Source organism: Enterobacter cloacae complex sp. SYL001 (assembly GCF_049237025.1).
Lineage (GTDB): Bacteria > Pseudomonadota > Gammaproteobacteria > Enterobacterales > Enterobacteriaceae > Enterobacter > Enterobacter intestinihominis.
In genome coordinates, this window is record NZ_JBMKJI010000015.1 from 38,682 (window position 1) to 55,106 (window position 16,425).

Genomic DNA, 16,425 nt, shown 5'->3' on the forward strand with positions numbered 1-16,425 from the left:
TGTTACTGCTGACGATTAGAGATACTGTTTTCCGGGTTGATGTGTTCACGGCGTGAACGCACAGGTGTCCAGTCCAGCGCGCCAATACGCACCAGATAAACCAGACCGGCCAGTAACACTAAAATGAAAATTGCGGCCTCGACAAAGCCCACCCAACCACTTTCGCGAATGGAGGTAGACCACGCGAAGAGGTAAAGCGCTTCCACGTCGAAAATGACGAAGAACATGGCTACCAGGTAGAACTTGGCAGACAGGCGTAAGCGAGCGGTACCTACTGAATCAATACCTGATTCGAAAGGTGTGTTTTTGTGCCTTGCGCGGGCGCGACCGCCCAGGAACCAGCCGCCGACTAACATCAGGCAGCACAGGCCAATGGCTACAATAAGAAAGATTGCGAATGCCCAGTGATGAGCGATGACTTCTGTGGATGTTGACATACTCATTGCTTACTCATCAAAAGTGATACCGACGACACTGCTCTTGCTGGCAGATGGGCATCACATCGATTCATGGGGAGGAACAAAATAACCTTACACTAACTGTCAGAAATGAGACATAGACAGCAAAATGATGGGGTTTTTTACTCCTTTCTATAACCTTTTGTCAACTTTAACAAAGGTTTCTTCACATTAAATTACAACGTGCGATTCTCATTAACATTTGGTGCCCTTTAACCCTGGTGGGTACATGACTTTACGTCAAATGCATCTTGTTGAATCGTGTCCGTTTTGGAAGTAAAAAAAATAACCCTCCTATTTTGACAGGATTTGCCAACGATTCCTCCCCCCAAATGGGAGTATTTTCTTGATCTGAGACACGCTTTTGTTAATTCAATCAAAAAAACAGCAACATATTTCCTGTTTTTTTAACATCGGCGGGGTATTAGGCAAGTTAGAAGTGGTGTCGTTTACAACTTAACCAAAGCATTTTCTGCATTGATAAATAAGCGGTATTTGCTTTAACCCTGCTCCGTTCGCGGTTATGAATAGCAAAAAAAACCACTCGCAGGAAAAAATCATGCGAGTGGCTCTTTTTTGCACTTACATTTTGTTACGAGAATTTTGGGGGAATGATCACTCAAAATCCCTTTCCACAATCAGGGAGTCATCCCCTCCTTCCGGAGTAACAGGCGCGTACTGCCATGGATTGTGGTAGTTTTCCATTGCCTCGAATACCACTTTCGCTAGCTCGTTATTGCTGGCGGAATTATGGCACAGCAGGTACTCCGTATCCGGCAACGACGGGAGTCCCTCAGATTGACCCAGCACACGCAGATCGGGGCTCATCATCTCCACCGGACGGGCTGTTACGCCAAGTCCGGCCTTCACTGCCGCTCGTACCGCAGGCAACGTTGACGCAACGTACGCCAGGCGCCACGGAATACTGGCTTCGTTGAGCGCAGTCAGCACCATATCGCGGAACGGACTAGGATCGTCCAGCAGGACCAGGGGTATTGGCTCACCTTTTTGCAATACGTACTCCGCGGCACAGTACCAGTGCGTAGGAGAAGTACGCAGCGTCAGGCAGTCATACTGGCCAGGTCGATGCGTGGTGACCACCAGGTCAACCTCGTTTTCTTTCAGCATCTCAACCATGAAGGCATTGCGTTTAACGCTAACGTCCAGGGCAAGCTTCGGATAAACCGAGCTAATTCGGTTGAGAAGGAAGGGCAAAATGGTATCTGCTGATTCATCTGACGCCCCTAATGTTAACACTCCCTGAAGGTTGCTAAACATTAATGACATACAGGCTTCATCATTAAAGCGCAGTATCTTTCTGGCATAACCCAGAAGCTGAATACCATGTTCTGTTAAAAGCTTATTACGTCCATGACGCGCAAAAAGCTCTTTACCAACCAGTTGTTCCAGCCGCTGCATTTGCTGACTCACGGCGGACTGGGTACGGCAAACGGCGGCAGCAGCTGCTGCAAAAGTGTTGAGATCGGCGACCGCAACAAACGTTCTCAGCAGATCGAGGTCGAGATTCATTATCGGACGATTTGCATTTATCATATCTTTTCACTTTCAGGTTGCTCGTGCGGAGCTGCCCGGGTTGAAGCTGTGTGTAACAGTTAAGCAATTCCTTCTGAAGAGTTTCCCTCGCGTCCCGGCCCGGCAGACTGCCTGACAGATAGTTATTGTACTTTGGTATATCAACAGTCAGAAATCACGTTTCATGACGTTATTTTTATTCTCTTGCGTTCAGGATATTTCGTTATCTGAAGGTAGATGTAAATTCCATTAAGAGTAAGACATGTTTTCTGCCATCTATATCGCAGCGTTGCCAGCGTAGCAAGATGTGACTTACCCAATCAGCCAGAGATTACTTTAACAATAACAATCGATTAATACAGGAAGGCAGAAGCTGATATACGTAACAGGCCTATCGCTACGCTGCATTCCCAAAACACATCTTAACCCAAATCCACTATATTTATAAGTCTTATTGCAATATAACGGATTTAACGCCAATGATAAGCAACTACACTCTTTTTATTAAAATTAACGAAAGTTGCATTTTCTTCGTTAATAATAAATAAAGTTTAATTTAGATTCAGGCCATTCATTAATAACACTTAACATTAATTTCACATGAGTAACTTTTAACCTGGCTTTGCTAATAGAGCAAACTGTATCTCAGCATTCAGGTTTTACGAATGGTCACTCAGGGGGACTAACGCTTCAGCCCGGATCGTCTTTTAATTTAAATCAGAATAATATTAATATTTATGTGAAACTTTCAGCATAAAAAACCCAACATTAAGCGTTTTCACGGTAATTTCAGGCGCAAAATCACTCCATCATTAGATTAAGCAATCACAGCAGTGCTGCCTGGTTGGACAAAATCTTCTTCTGTGCGCCCTTCAAAACGAAGCGCGGTGGGAGTACATTGTTCCGTGCTGCTTCCACGGCAGGAAGTTGCAATAATAGCGAAAAGGTTAAAGGTTCATGTCCCCTATCGAAAAATCCAGCAAGCTCGACAACGTCTGTTACGACATCCGTGGCCCGGTACTCAAAGAGGCAAAACGCCTTGAAGAGGAAGGCAATAAGGTTCTGAAACTCAACATCGGCAACCCCGCGCCATTTGGTTTTGAAGCGCCGGATGAGATCCTGGTGGATGTGATCCGTAACCTGCCCACTGCACAAGGCTACTGCGATTCAAAAGGGCTTTATTCCGCCCGTAAAGCCATTATGCAGCACTATCAGGCTCGCGGTATGCGCGACGTCACCGTTGAAGATATCTACATTGGCAACGGTGTCTCGGAGCTGATCGTTCAGGCGATGCAGGCGCTCCTGAACAGCGGCGATGAAATGCTGGTTCCCGCTCCAGACTATCCGCTGTGGACGGCTGCGGTATCGCTCTCCAGCGGTAAAGCGGTGCACTATCTTTGCGATGAATCGTCGGACTGGTTCCCGGATCTGGATGACATTCGCGCCAAAATAACACCGCGCACCCGGGGAATCGTGATCATTAACCCGAATAACCCGACGGGCGCGGTCTATTCAAAAGAGCTGCTGATGGAGATCGTCGAGATCGCCCGCCTGCACAACCTGATCATCTTTGCCGACGAGATTTACGACAAGATCCTGTACGACGCGGCGCAGCACCACTCTATCGCCGCGCTGGCGCCCGATCTGCTGACGGTCACCTTTAACGGACTGTCTAAAACTTACCGCGTTGCCGGTTTCCGTCAGGGCTGGATGGTACTGAACGGTCCGAAAAAACATGCGAAAGGCTACATTGAAGGGCTGGAGATGCTGGCATCCATGCGTCTGTGCGCCAACGTACCGGCGCAACATGCGATCCAGACAGCACTCGGGGGCTATCAAAGCATCAGCGAGTTTATCGTTCCAGGCGGCCGCCTCTATGAACAGCGCAACCGTGCATGGGAATTAATTAATGATATTCCGGGCGTCTCCTGCGTGAAGCCTAACGGCGCGCTGTATATGTTCCCGAAAATCGACGCGAAGCGCTTCAATATTCACGACGACCAGAAAATGGTGCTCGACTTCCTGTTGCAGGAAAAAGTGCTGCTGGTTCAGGGGACGGCGTTTAACTGGCCGTGGCCGGATCACGTGCGTATTGTAACCCTGCCGCGCGAAGACGATCTCGAAATGGCCATCAGCCGCTTCGGACGATTCCTCTCGGGGTACCATCAGTAACGCTGACTTTCCGCCGGGTGGCGCTGCGCTTACCCGGCCTGTAACATCTGCAAATTTGCATCTTCCCTCCCCTCCCCGCACAATGAAGTCCGTCGCAGTGAAGACATAAGGTAACCTATGAGTCAGAGTCATTTCTTTGCCCACCTCTCCCGCCTGAAACTCATCAACCGCTGGCCGCTGATGCGCAACGTGCGCACTGAAAATGTGTCTGAGCACAGTTTGCAGGTTGCCATGGTCGCTCATGCGTTGGCCGCGATTAAAAACCGCAAATTCAACGGGCAGGTTAATGCCGAACGTATCGCCCTGCTGGCGTTGTACCACGATGCATCGGAAGTACTGACCGGGGATCTGCCTACGCCGGTGAAATATTTCAACTCGCAGATTGCCCAGGAATATAAGGCCATTGAGAAGATTGCCCAGCAGAAGCTGATCGATATGGTGCCTGATGAGCTGCGTGATATCTTCGGGCCGCTGATCGACGAGCATCAGTATACGGAAGAGGAGAAATCCCTGGTTAAGCAGGCCGATGCGCTGTGCGCCTACCTGAAATGTCTGGAAGAGTTATCCGCGGGGAATAACGAGTTCCTGCTGGCGAAAACGCGCCTGGAGAAAACGCTCGACTCCCGCCGTAGCGAAGAGATGGATTACTTTATGCAGGTGTTTGTGCCGAGCTTCCATTTGTCGCTGGATGAGATCAGTCAGGATTCACCGCTGTAGTTTTTCGCCCAGCGCCGCTGCGCTTGCAGGGCCTACGAATCACGTAGGCCGGGTAAGGCGTAGCCGCCACCCGGCGATGTTCTCAGAACGTGAATAACACCGGAATCAGCACCACGCATACCAGCATCACCAGCACGGTGAACGGCACGCCAATCTTCACGAAGTCGCTGGATGAGATTAGCAAGGATTCGCCGTTGTAGTTTTTCGCCCAGCGGCGCTGCGCTTGCAGGGCCTACGAATCACGTAGGCCGGGTAAGGCGTAGCCGCCACCCGGCAATGTTCTCAGAACGGGAATAACACCGGAATCAGCACCACGCATACCAGCATCACCAGCACGGTGAACGGCACGCCAATTTCACGAAGTCGCTGGATGAGATTAGCAAGGATTCACCGCTGTAGTTTTTCGCCCAGCGCCGCTGCGCTTGCAGGGCCTACGAATCACGTAGGCCGGGTAAGGCGTAGCCGCCACCCGGCAATGTTCTCAGAACGGGAATAACACCGGAATCAGCACCACGCATACCAGCATCACCAGCACGGTGAACGGCACGCCAATTTCACGAAGTCGCTGGATGAGATTAGCAAGGATTCACCGCTGTAGTTTTTCGCCCAGCGCCGCTGCGCTTGCAGGGCCTACGAATCACGTAGGCCGGGTAAGGCGTAGCCGCCACCCGGCGATGTTCTCAGAACGGGAATAACACCGGAATCAGCACCACGCATACCAGCATCACCAGCACGGTGAACGGCACGCCAATTTCACGAAGTCGCTGGATGAGATTAGCAAGGATTCGCCGCTGTAGTTTTTCGCCCAGCGGCGCTGCGCTTGCAGGGCCTACGAATCACGTAGGCCGGGTAAGGCGTAGCCGCCACCCGGCGATGTTCTCAGAACGGGAATAACACCGGAATCAGCACCACGCATACCAGCATCACCAGCACGGTGAACGGCACGCCCAGCTTTACAAAATCGCTGAATCGATAGTTTCCCGGCCCCAGCACCAGGGTATTGACCGGGGAAGATACCGGCGTCATAAATGCCGCGGACGCCGCCATCGCTACCACCATCGCAAACGGATAGGGCGAAACGCCCATCGATTTTGCCATCGCCAGCGCAATAGGCGCCATCAGCACCGCCGTTGCGGTATTGGAGATGAACAAACCAATGGTGGCGCACATGACGAACAGGCAAACCATCATCAGGTACGGACCATATCCCCCGCCCGCGTCCATTAAGCCTTTTACGATCAAATCCACCCCGCCGGTTTTCTGTAGCGCCAGGGCAAAGGGCATCATCCCAACGATGAGAATGATGCTTGGCCAGTGAATAGCTTTGTAAGCGCTTTCGGCGTCGATACAGCGGAATTTGCCCATTAACAGACAGGCGATTATCGCCGCCACCGGGTTAGGGATCTCGTCTGTCAGCATCAACGCGACCATCAACACCAGGCAAAAAATCGCATGGGGCGCCTGGCTGTGCGCCGGTGACGCGTCGCTCTCTTCAATCGGCATATTCAGCACCACAAAATCGCGGCCTTTCTGCCCGAGCTGGCTAATCAGTTTCCAGTTGCCGACCACGAGGAAGATATCCCCCAGCAGGATCGGCTCATCCACCACCGCCCCTTCAAGGGCTACGCCATCGCGCTTCAGGCCCACTACGTTGAGGCCATAGCGGGTACGAAAGCCGATTTCGCGCACGGTTTTGCCCAATAACTCCGATTCCGGGATTAGAGACACCTCGGCCATACCCACATCCAACGCCCGGTCGGAGAAATACTCGCCGCGCAGCACCATCGGCTCCAGCAGCTGCTCGCTACAAAACTCTCGCAGATCCACGTCCGCGGTGGACATATCAATCAGCAGGACGTCACGCGCGCGAAACTCTGACACCCCATTCACGTTAACGATTACCCGACGAAAACGACGCCAGCGCTCAACCCCGATGACGTTCGCGCCATAGCGTTCGCGTAGCTTAAGGTCGTCCAGCCGCTGGCCTATCATCGGCGAACCGGGGCGGATAGCCAGCCGACGGGCGCGCCCGGTCAGACGGTACTCTTTGATCAAATCGCGAAAAGTTCGCCGCTTCCAGCCCTCTTTGGCTTTGTCCTGCTTCTCCCCTTTCAGCGCGAAACGGGTCAACAGCATATAGATAATGCCCATCACCAGTACAACCAGCCCGATCGGCGTGACGCTGAAAAAGCTAAACCCCTCAAGCCCCTCACGGATCAGTTCGCTGTTTACGACGAGGTTCGGCGGCGTCGCGACCAGCGTCATCATGCCGCTGATGAGCCCGGCAAAGCTCAACGGCATCATCAGCCGCGACGGGGAGATCTGCATCCTCATGCAGACGCTCAGCACAACCGGAATAAAGATGGCCACGACCCCCGTCGAGCTCATAAACGCACCCAGTCCGGCGACCGTCAGCATCAGGTAAATCAGCATTTTGGTTTCGCTGCTGCCCGCCACTTTAACCAGCCACGACCCCATCATCGTCGCCACGCCGGTGCGTACCAGCCCGTCGCCAATAATAAACAGGGCGGCAATCAAAATAACGTTGGGATCGCTAAACCCGGAAAAGGCTTCCGGCAGGGAAAGGGTACCGCTCAGAACGAACGCGACAATCACAAACAGGGCGACGGCATCCATGCGCACCTTGCCCGTGGCAAAAAGAATGATGGCGATTAACAGCAGGCTCAGGACCCAAATCAGTTCACCGTTCACAACATGTCCTTGTCAGTGGAGGAGAAGCAATTCTGCCATAAAAAAGCCCCGGTAATGCGGGGCTATATCATGGGATTACATTTTTAGCGAGACGGTTACAACGCCGTCTGATGCCTTCGAGACGTCGATGGCGGTCAGAGTATTAAGCACAAAATCCGCCTCCTCCAGCCGCGGGGACCCCGCCGGGACGTTAACGGCAATGACGTGGCTTCCGGCGTTCAGTCCGGCCAGCACACCTGCCGCCGCGTCTTCCACCACCACGCACTCCGCTGGCGCAAGGCCGAGCAGTTCAGCGCCGAGCAGAAACGCATCCGGTTCGGGCTTGCCGCGCTTTACGCGCTCAGCGGTAATGAAGACGTCCGGCGTCGGTAAACCGGCCGCCTTATGGCGGGCATGCGCGACAGGAACCGAGCCGGAGGTGACGATAGCCCACGGGATCTGCGCTTCATTCAGATGCTCAAGCAATTCGCGCGCACCGGGCAGCGCGGTGATGCCCTCAGTGTCGGTAGCTTCAATCTGCTCCAGATATTTGAACTCCGCCTGAATCTCTTCCTCAGGACGTCCCGCCAGGAAGTGCCGCAATGAGGTAATGGCCTGTTTGCCATGGATGAAATTCAGTACATCCTGATGGTCGATGCCGTGCCTGTCGGCCCAATGACACCAGGAACGCTCCACTACCGGCAGCGAATCCACCAGCGTACCGTCCAGATCAAACAGAAAACCTTTACACTGCACACGCACCTCCGTCAGGCATTAATGATTTGTTGAATTTCGTTGCTGCTTAAATGGTACTGACGCGGACAGGCGTGCCACGCGCTCAGCATACGTTGATACTTATCCCACATTGGGGTCTGGGCGTTGAAGCCGTGCGTACCCGCATCAAAATGAGTGTAGCGCCCTTCGGTGTTCACCATAAAGCGCACATAGCTCAGATAGCGCGCTTCTGTCGCGGCATCAAAGCCCAGGAACGTTACGCGGCGCTCGTCAATGGACTGCTGGTCTTTCAGATTGGTCCAGGACACATGCAGCGCATGGTACATCTCCATGATGTCGATAACGATACGGCAGGTTTCCTCTTTCAGTTCGCCAAATTCGCGATCCAGTTCGCGCATCTGCAAGCCAAAACCACGTTCAACAATGGTTTGCAGGCGGCTGTAGCGCGCAGCGTTATCGGGATCAAGCATAGTCATCATCTTGTACTGGTTAGACAAAATCAGACGTTGAGCATGGGTCATTTCCATCTTTCGACTCCTGTAGCGCATTGCACTGTAAAAAAAAGACACGGTAACTGATTGTTACTGTGCCTTCTTTTGGTCGTCGTTTCGATGATCAATCACAAGTCATCGAGGAATGTTTTATCAAGCTGTTTAAACGCGCGCTTGAGGGTGTCCGCCAGCGCCTGATAATCCGGCTTGCCTTCAACCGGGGCGAGCGCCTGGCCGGCCTCCTCCAGTTTTCCACGCACTTCATAAAACCAGTGTAAAATAGAAGGCGGAAGTGGCGTGACGGAACGTTTACCTAACCACCACAATCCCTGCATCGGCAGGCTTAACGCAAAGAGCGCCGTCGCGACGGCAGGTCCAAGCTGTCCACCCAGCGCAATTTGCCAGCAAAGAGTAAAGACAGCGATCGGGGGCATAAAGCGAATCGCATAGCGCGTGGCGCGAATAGTGCGATTTTCAATAAACATGGGCGCGAGGCGCTTTTCCATCGGCCATGTCTTTGCGTAATGCTGTCCCCGACGAAACAGACTAAAAAAGTTCACGGACGGGATTTCAGGTGTTGACATGGCTGTACCTCAACTTCACATATAAAAATTAAAATTTTCGTGCAAAACCACAACAGGCTATGACAACGTTCAAAATATTTTGTCATCGCTACCCCGTATCGGGTATCCTGTGCCAGCCTGATAGGCCGTAGACGAGAAGCGTTAACTCGTCAAATTATCGCATATTATGCCATTGTCTGAAAAATGTTCAAAATGGCTTAAAATCATAGGTATTTCTTCCATCCTGCCAGAATGTTCGTTTGGCATGATGTTAATCATAAATGTCTGAGTCAGCATGCGTTACGCTTTAGACTCATTGACGTTTTTTTAGCCACGTATCAATTATAGGTACTTCCATGTCGAGTAAGTTAGTACTGGTTCTGAACTGCGGTAGCTCTTCACTGAAATTCGCCATCATCGATGCGCTCAACGGTGATGAGTACCTCTCTGGTTTGGCCGAATGTTTCCATCTGCCTGAAGCACGTATCAAGTGGAAGATGGACGGCAGCAAACAAGAAGCGGCTTTAGGTGCAGGCGCCGCTCACAGTGAAGCGCTGAACTTTATCGTTAACACTATTCTGGCACAAAAACCAGAACTGTCTGCTCAGCTGACTGCGATTGGTCACCGTATCGTCCACGGCGGCGAAAAATACACCAGCTCCGTGGTAATCGACGACTCTGTGATTCAGGGCATCAAAGACTCTGCGTCTTTCGCACCGCTGCATAACCCGGCTCACCTGATCGGTATCGCTGAAGCACTGAAATCCTTCCCGAATCTGAAAGATAAAAACGTGGCCGTGTTTGACACCGCGTTCCATCAGACCATGCCGGAAGAGTCTTACCTCTATGCCCTGCCATACAGCCTGTACAAAGAGCACGGCGTACGTCGCTACGGCGCACACGGCACCAGCCACTTCTATGTGACTCAGGAAGCCGCAAAAGTACTGAACAAGCCGGTTGAAGAAGTCAACATCATCACCTGCCACCTGGGCAACGGTGGTTCTGTTTCTGCTATCCGCAACGGTAAGTGTGTTGACACCTCTATGGGTCTGACCCCGCTGGAAGGTCTGGTGATGGGTACCCGTTCCGGTGATATCGACCCGGCGATCATCTTCCACCTGCACGACACCCTGGGCATGAGCGTTGACGACATCAACAAAATGCTGACCAAAGAGTCTGGCCTGCTGGGTCTGACCGAAGTCACCAGCGACTGCCGTTACGTTGAAGACAACTACGCAGAAAAAGCTGACGCTAAACGTGCAATGGACGTTTACTGCCACCGTCTGGCGAAGTACATCGGTTCTTACACCGCGCTGATGGACGGTCGTCTGGACGCGGTTATCTTCACCGGCGGCATCGGTGAGAACGCGGCAATGGTACGTGAGCTGTCCCTGGGCAAACTGGGCGTACTGGGCTTCGAAGTCGATCACGAGCGTAACCTGGCTGCCCGCTTCGGCAAGTCTGGCTTCATCAACAAAGAAGGCACCCGCCCGGCTATCGTTATCCCAACTAACGAAGAGCTGGTCATCGCGCAAGACGCGTGCCGCCTGACTGCCTGATTCCACACCGCCAGCAATGCTGGCGGTGCTGTTTTGTAGCCCGCCCAACGCGGCGGTAACGAAAGAGGATAAACCGTGTCCCGTACTATTATGCTGATCCCTACCGGAACCAGCGTCGGCCTGACCAGCGTCAGCCTCGGCGTGATCCGCGCTATGGAACGCAAAGGCGTTCGTCTGAGTGTCTTTAAGCCTATCGCCCAGCCACGTGCCGGTGGCGATGCGCCAGACCAGACCACCTCCATCGTTCGTAAGAACTCCAATCTGCCAGCGGCTGAACCGCTGAAGATGAGCCACGTTGAATCTCTGCTCTCCAGCAACCAGAAAGACGTGCTGATGGAAGAGATCATCGCCAACTACCACGCAAACGCGCAGGACGCTGAAGTGGTGCTGGTTGAAGGCCTGGTCCCGACCCGTAAACACCAGTTTGCCCAGTCTCTGAACTTTGAAATCGCGAAAACCCTGAACGCAGAGATTGTTTTCGTGATGTCTCAGGGCACGGACACCCCAGAGCAGCTGAAAGAGCGTATCGAACTGACGCGCAGCAGCTTCGGCGGTGCAAAAAACACCAGCATCACCGGCGTGATTGTTAACAAGCTGAACGCGCCAGTAGATGAGCAGGGCCGTACGCGTCCTGACCTGTCCGAAATCTTCGACGACTCTTCCAAAGCGAAAGTCATCAAAGTTGACCCGGCTAAGCTGCAGGATTCCAGCCCACTGCCGGTGCTGGGTGCGGTGCCATGGAGCTTCGATCTGATTGCCACCCGTGCAATCGATATGGCGCGTCACCTGAATGCCACCATCGTTAACGAAGGCGATATCAACACCCGCCGCGTGAAGTCCGTGACCTTCTGCGCGCGCAGCATTCCGCACATGCTGGAACACTTCCGCGCAGGTTCCCTGCTGGTGACCTCTGCTGACCGTCCAGACGTGCTGGTTGCAGCGTGCCTGGCTGCGATGAACGGCGTGGAAATCGGTGCGATCCTGCTGACCGGTGCCTACGAGATGGACCCGCGCGTCAGCAAGCTGTGCGAACGTGCGTTCGCCACTGGCCTGCCAGTCTTCATGGTGAACACCAACACCTGGCAGACCTCCCTGAGCCTGCAAAGCTTCAACCTCGAAGTGCCGGTTGATGACCACGAGCGTATCGAGAAAGTTCAGGAATACGTTGCGGGCTACATCAACGCAGACTGGATTGAATCCCTGACGGCGACGTCCGAGCGCAGCCGTCGTCTGTCTCCTCCAGCCTTCCGTTACCAGCTGACCGAGCTGGCGCGTAAAGCGGGCAAACGCGTGGTTCTGCCAGAAGGTGACGAACCCCGTACCGTTAAAGCAGCGGCCATCTGTGCAGAGCGCGGTATCGCGACCTGTGTGCTGCTGGGTAACCCGGATGAGATCAACCGCGTTGCGGCGTCTCAGGGCGTTGAGCTGGGCGCTGGCATTGAGATCGTTGACCCGGAAGTGGTTCGCGAAAGCTACGTTGCCCGCCTGGTTGAGCTGCGTAAGAACAAGGGCATGACCGAAGCCGTTGCGCGCGAGCAGCTGGAAGACAACGTCGTGCTGGGGACGCTGATGCTGGAGCAGGACGAAGTTGACGGCCTGGTTTCCGGTGCGGTTCACACCACCGCGAACACCATCCGTCCACCGTTGCAGCTGATCAAAACCGCACCGGGCAGCTCTCTGGTCTCCTCCGTGTTCTTCATGCTGCTGCCTGAACAGGTTTACGTTTACGGCGACTGCGCGATCAACCCGGACCCAACCGCAGAGCAGCTGGCAGAAATCGCTATCCAGTCTGCGGACTCCGCGACTGCCTTCGGTATCGAACCGCGCGTCGCGATGCTCTCCTACTCCACCGGTACCTCTGGTGCAGGCAGCGACGTAGAGAAAGTCCGTGAAGCGACCCGCATTGCGCAGGAAAAACGTCCGGATCTGATGATCGACGGCCCGCTCCAGTACGATGCCGCGGTAATGGCTGACGTTGCGAAATCTAAAGCGCCTAACTCGCCGGTTGCAGGTCGCGCTACCGTGTTCATCTTCCCGGATCTGAACACCGGTAACACCACCTATAAAGCGGTACAGCGTTCAGCAGACCTGATCTCCATCGGGCCAATGCTGCAAGGTATGCGCAAGCCTGTGAACGACCTGTCTCGTGGTGCGCTGGTTGACGATATCGTCTACACCATCGCGCTGACGGCGATTCAGTCTTCGCAGCAGCAGTAAGCTAAAAAGCCCGGTGGCGCTAGCGCTTACCGGGCCCAGGGTTTTGTAGGCCGGATAAGCGAAGCGCCATCCGGCAAAAAAAGGCGACCATTCAACGGTCGCCTTTTTTATTACAGCAACTCACGTGCCGCCGACACAATGTCATGTGCCGTCAGGCCATACTCCTTCTGCAGGAAGTCCTGCGTGCCTACCTGACCGTAACGCTCCTTCACCCCAACCCGCCGCATCGGCACCGGACAGGTTTCCACCAGCACTTCCGCCACCGCCGACCCCAGCCCGTTGTGAATGCTGTGGTTTTCACAGGTCACAATACGCCTGGTTTTCTCGGCATAATTTTTCACCAGCATCCGATCTATAGGCTTCAGGGTAAACATGTCGATGACCGCTGCGCTTACCCCCTCCTGCTCCAGCTGGCGCGCCGCCTCCAGCGCTTCCGCCACCATAATGCCGTTAGCAATCAGGGTAATATCGGTTCCCTCGCGCAGCACGTTGCCCTTGCCGATGGTGAAGGTTGACCCCGGGGCATAGACGCTCGGCGCCTGTTTACGGATGGTCCGCACCCAGTAGAAGCCTTCCAGGTCGATAAGCTGACGCAGCACATCTTCGAACATCACCGCATCGGTCACCTCCAGCACCACTGAATGCGCCAGACCGCGCACGATGCCCATATCCTCAAACGACATATGCGTCCCGCCGTTGTGGCAGGCCGTCACGCCCGCATCCGAGGCAATCACCTTCACGTTATTGCGCTGGTAGTCCAGGGACATAAACAGCTGGTCGAAGCAGCGACGGCTGGCAAAAGCGGTAAAGGTATGGACGAACGGCTTACGTCCGGTGAGCGACAGCCCGGCGGCCGTCCCAATCACGTTGGCCTCCATAATGCCGCAGTTGATGACGTGCTGTGGATAATCACGCGCTACGCCGTCCATCGCCATCGAACTCATCAGATCCGCTTCGAGCGCAATAATCTCGCTCCCGGCCTCAATCTGTTTTGCCACAAAACCCGCATAGACCTTACGCATCTCAACGGCATCTTTCTGTCCTGTCGGTGCAACCTTAATCATGTGAAGCCTCCAGTTGGCGAATCGTCTCGTTGAGCGCCGCTTTGCTCTCCTCAGTTAATCGCAGGTGATGCGAGTTGCTGAGCTGTTCCAGGTATGGCACCCCCTGCCCTTTGATGCTGTCGAGGATCACCACCCGCGGACGCGCATCGGTCGCAGGGATCGGCGCGGTCACCTCCAGCAGCGCCGGAATGTCATCCCCCTTCACCGTCACTACGTCAAAACCAAAGGCGCGGAATTTGCCTTCCAGATCGAAGGCGCTGATGATTTCGTCCAGCTCGCCGTCGAGCTGCTGTTTGTTCCAGTCCACGAACACCGTCAGATTGTTCAGTCGATGGTGAGCAATAAACTGGAAGGCTTCCCAGCACTGCCCTTCGTTCAGCTCCCCGTCGCCAACGATGCAAAACACCCGGTTTGGCCTTTCTGCCAGCTTGTGCGACAGCGCCATGCCGCCTGCAATGGAGATCCCCTGCCCCAGCGATCCGGTGGTGACATCCACGCCGCGTGTTTTCAGGCGATCCGGGTGGCTTGGCAGACGCGTTCCGTTCTGGTTTAGCGTGCTCAGCTCTTCAATCGGGAAGTAGCCCTTAATCGCCAGCGTGCTGTACAGCGCCGGGCCCGCATGTCCCTTCGACAGCACAAAGTAATCGCGCTCTGGCCAGTCCGGATCGGCCGGGTCAATTTTCATTACCGCGCCGTACAGAACGGCCAGTGTTTCAACGACTGACATGCTGCCGCCGTAGTGACCAAAACCCAGCTGCGTCAGGGATTTCAGCGTCTCAAGGCGGATCTGACGCGCCAGTTCGGTTATTTCATTTTCATTCATGATTTGGCTCCGGGGTTTTCCTGCGCGTTACCGCTGGCAGGTTTGTTTTTAGCGAAGACGTTGTAGGCCACCAGCAGCGCAAACAACACAACAACCAGTCCGGTGATGGCAAGCGGCGACAGGAAGCGCGCCAGGTTGCCGAGCACAATCCCGACGGCGCCAAAGTCGGCGTCCGAGAAGGTCGTATTCGCAAAGCCAATCGCGCCCAGAACAGGCAGCAGCAGGACCGGCAGGAAGGTGATCAGCAGGCCGTTAGCAAAGGCGCCAATCATCGCCCCGCGACGTCCGCCGGTGGCGTTCCCAAACACGCCCGCCGTTGCACCGGTGAAGAAATGCGGCACGACGCCCGGCAGAATCAGCACCCAGCTAAACTGACCGCAGATGAACAAGCCTACAATCCCGCCGAGGAAGCTGAACAGGAAGCCAATCAGCACCGCGTTTGGCGCATACGGGTAGACCACCGGGCAGTCCAGCGCAGGTCGCGCATTGGGCACCAGTTTTTCTGAGAAGCCGGTAAAGGCCGGGACAATTTCCGCCAGAATCAGGCGCACACCCTGCAAGATGATAAACACGCCTGCCGCGAAGGTGATGGCCATAATGATGGCGTACACCAGGTAGTTCTGGCCGCCGCTGAAGGTGGCCTCCACGTACTCACGCCCGGCGCTCACCGCCATAATCAGGTAGATAATCATCATGGTCAGTGAGATGGAGATCGAACTGTCGCGCAGGAAGCTGAGGTTCTTCGGCAGGTTCATCTCTTCGGTGGAGCGCGAGCCTTTACCGACCTTGCTGCCAATCCAGCCGGACAGCACGTAGCCCAGCGTGCCGAAATGACCGAAGGCAATCTCATCGTTGCCGGTAATTCGCTTCATATAGCGCTGCGCAATCGCCGGGAAGAAGGCCATAATCAGGCCGAGGATCAACGAACCGGTGAAGACCAACCCTACCCCTTCGAAGCCTGCGACCGTCAGGATCACGCCAATCATGCACGCCATGTAGAAGGTGTGATGCCCGGTCAGGAAGATGTACTTCAGGCGGGTAAAGCGCGCGACAATAATATTCGCCACCATCCCGAAAGCCATAATGAGCGCGGTGGAGGCACCATATTTTTCCAGGGCAATCGAAACAATAGCTTCATTGTTGGGAATAATGCCCTGAATATTAAAGGCGTGCTCAAACATACCGCCGAGCGGATTTAAAGAGCCCACCAGCACGGTTGCGCCGCCGCCCAGTACAATAAAGCCGAGAATGGTTTTTATTGTGCCTTTTACCACATCTGAAAAGGCTTTTTTCTGCGCCACCAGACCAATCAGGGCAATTAACCCGACCAGGACTGAAGGGACTTTTAAAATATCAACAACGAAATTCAGCGTTTCAAGGATAAACATATCCACCTCGCCTT

At 54.2% G+C, this 16,425-nt stretch carries 13 protein-coding genes and 3 pseudogenes; 4 read left to right on the plus strand and 12 right to left on the minus strand.

Annotation, left to right across the window (positions count from 1 at the left end; all coding sequences use genetic code 11):
- Nucleotides 1–2: 2 nt before the first annotated feature.
- Nucleotides 3–443: an NADH-quinone oxidoreductase subunit NuoA gene (nuoA, locus tag ACOTZP_RS14505; RefSeq protein WP_003861475.1), complete on the minus strand. Its 441-nt coding sequence runs from the start codon at nt 441–443 to the stop codon at nt 3–5.
- A 630-nt stretch (nt 444–1,073) separates the two neighbouring features.
- On the minus strand, nt 1,074–2,012 hold the full coding sequence (lrhA, locus tag ACOTZP_RS14510; protein WP_058677682.1) for a transcriptional regulator LrhA: 939 nt from the start codon (nt 2,010–2,012) through the stop codon (nt 1,074–1,076).
- Between the two features lie 936 nt (nt 2,013–2,948).
- On the opposite strand from lrhA, the gene alaA reads away from it, so the two are divergent.
- A complete protein-coding gene (gene alaA / locus ACOTZP_RS14515; protein WP_022648831.1) occupies nt 2,949–4,163 on the plus strand; it encodes an alanine transaminase AlaA in 1,215 nt (404 codons plus the stop codon).
- Between the two features lie 117 nt (nt 4,164–4,280).
- The gene (gene yfbR / locus ACOTZP_RS14520) at nt 4,281–4,880 is read left to right on the plus strand and encodes a 5'-deoxynucleotidase (RefSeq protein WP_022648832.1); all 600 of its coding nucleotides are present in this window, start codon (nt 4,281–4,283) and stop codon (nt 4,878–4,880) included.
- Nucleotides 4,881–4,962: 82 nt separating this feature from the next.
- Here yfbR and ACOTZP_RS14525 read toward each other — a convergent pair.
- The 7 genes and pseudogenes from ACOTZP_RS14525 to yfbV form a co-directional block, all read right to left on the minus strand.
- Nucleotides 4,963–5,055: pseudogene (locus ACOTZP_RS14525) on the minus strand (hypothetical protein); the annotation flags it as partial.
- A 306-nt stretch (nt 5,056–5,361) separates the two neighbouring features.
- A pseudogene (locus ACOTZP_RS14530) lies at nt 5,362–5,436 on the minus strand (hypothetical protein); the annotation flags it as partial.
- A gap of 124 nt (nt 5,437–5,560) precedes the next feature.
- Nucleotides 5,561–5,652: pseudogene (locus ACOTZP_RS14535) on the minus strand (hypothetical protein); the annotation flags it as partial.
- 107 nt (nt 5,653–5,759) lie between these two features.
- Nucleotides 5,760–7,592 (minus strand): SLC13 family permease, encoded by a 1,833-nt coding sequence (locus tag ACOTZP_RS14540; protein ID WP_022648833.1) that lies wholly within the window; start codon nt 7,590–7,592, stop codon nt 5,760–5,762.
- Nucleotides 7,593–7,667: 75 nt separating this feature from the next.
- Nucleotides 7,668–8,327 (minus strand): sugar phosphatase, encoded by a 660-nt coding sequence (locus ACOTZP_RS14545; RefSeq protein ID WP_022648834.1) that lies wholly within the window; start codon nt 8,325–8,327, stop codon nt 7,668–7,670.
- An 11-nt stretch (nt 8,328–8,338) separates the two neighbouring features.
- Nucleotides 8,339–8,833: a YfbU family protein gene (locus ACOTZP_RS14550; RefSeq protein WP_008502874.1), complete on the minus strand. Its 495-nt coding sequence runs from the start codon at nt 8,831–8,833 to the stop codon at nt 8,339–8,341.
- A gap of 92 nt (nt 8,834–8,925) precedes the next feature.
- A complete protein-coding gene (gene yfbV / locus ACOTZP_RS14555; protein ID WP_003861459.1) occupies nt 8,926–9,381 on the minus strand; it encodes a terminus macrodomain insulation protein YfbV in 456 nt (151 codons plus the stop codon).
- 335 nt (nt 9,382–9,716) lie between these two features.
- On the opposite strand from yfbV, the gene ackA reads away from it, so the two are divergent.
- Both ackA and pta read left to right on the plus strand, forming a co-directional pair.
- Complete coding sequence (gene ackA, locus ACOTZP_RS14560) at nt 9,717–10,919, plus strand: acetate kinase (protein ID WP_022648835.1); 1,203 nt, start codon at nt 9,717–9,719, stop codon at nt 10,917–10,919.
- Between the two features lie 75 nt (nt 10,920–10,994).
- Nucleotides 10,995–13,136 carry a phosphate acetyltransferase gene (pta, locus tag ACOTZP_RS14565; RefSeq protein ID WP_022648836.1) on the plus strand — a complete coding sequence of 714 codons (2,142 nt, stop codon included), beginning with the start codon at nt 10,995–10,997 and terminating at the stop codon, nt 13,134–13,136.
- Nucleotides 13,137–13,246: 110 nt separating this feature from the next.
- On the opposite strand, the gene ACOTZP_RS14570 is transcribed toward pta, so the two are convergent.
- Genes ACOTZP_RS14570 through ACOTZP_RS14580 form a run of 3 tightly spaced genes read right to left on the minus strand, consistent with a single transcriptional unit; the run spans nt 13,247 to nt 16,411 of the window.
- A complete protein-coding gene (locus tag ACOTZP_RS14570) occupies nt 13,247–14,200 on the minus strand; it encodes a transketolase family protein (RefSeq protein ID WP_038416451.1) in 954 nt (317 codons plus the stop codon).
- Nucleotides 14,193–15,023 (minus strand): transketolase, encoded by an 831-nt coding sequence (locus tag ACOTZP_RS14575; protein ID WP_271074639.1) that lies wholly within the window; start codon nt 15,021–15,023, stop codon nt 14,193–14,195. The genes ACOTZP_RS14570 and ACOTZP_RS14575 overlap by 8 nt, the downstream gene beginning before the upstream one ends.
- Nucleotides 15,020–16,411, minus strand: coding sequence for a PTS ascorbate transporter subunit IIC (locus ACOTZP_RS14580; RefSeq protein WP_017383437.1), 1,392 nt, complete (start codon nt 16,409–16,411; stop codon nt 15,020–15,022). Before ACOTZP_RS14580 ends, ACOTZP_RS14575 begins: the two co-directional genes overlap by 4 nt.
- Nucleotides 16,412–16,425 lie beyond the last annotated feature (14 nt).

Coding starts and splice junctions, on each gene's coding strand:
- nuoA (WP_003861475.1), bottom strand. CDS start 443: ATGAGTATGTCAACATCCACAGAAGTCATCGCTCATCACTGGGCATTC.
- lrhA (WP_058677682.1), bottom strand. CDS start 2,012: ATGATAAATGCAAATCGTCCGATAATGAATCTCGACCTCGATCTGCTG.
- alaA (WP_022648831.1), top strand. CDS start 2,949: ATGTCCCCTATCGAAAAATCCAGCAAGCTCGACAACGTCTGTTACGAC.
- yfbR (WP_022648832.1), top strand. CDS start 4,281: ATGAGTCAGAGTCATTTCTTTGCCCACCTCTCCCGCCTGAAACTCATC.
- ACOTZP_RS14550 (WP_008502874.1), bottom strand. CDS start 8,833: ATGGAAATGACCCATGCTCAACGTCTGATTTTGTCTAACCAGTACAAG.
- yfbV (WP_003861459.1), bottom strand. CDS start 9,381: ATGTCAACACCTGAAATCCCGTCCGTGAACTTTTTTAGTCTGTTTCGT.
- ackA (WP_022648835.1), top strand. CDS start 9,717: ATGTCGAGTAAGTTAGTACTGGTTCTGAACTGCGGTAGCTCTTCACTG.
- ACOTZP_RS14570 (WP_038416451.1), bottom strand. CDS start 14,200: ATGATTAAGGTTGCACCGACAGGACAGAAAGATGCCGTTGAGATGCGT.
- ACOTZP_RS14575 (WP_271074639.1), bottom strand. CDS start 15,023: ATGAATGAAAATGAAATAACCGAACTGGCGCGTCAGATCCGCCTTGAG.
- ACOTZP_RS14580 (WP_017383437.1), bottom strand. CDS start 16,411: ATGTTTATCCTTGAAACGCTGAATTTCGTTGTTGATATTTTAAAAGTC.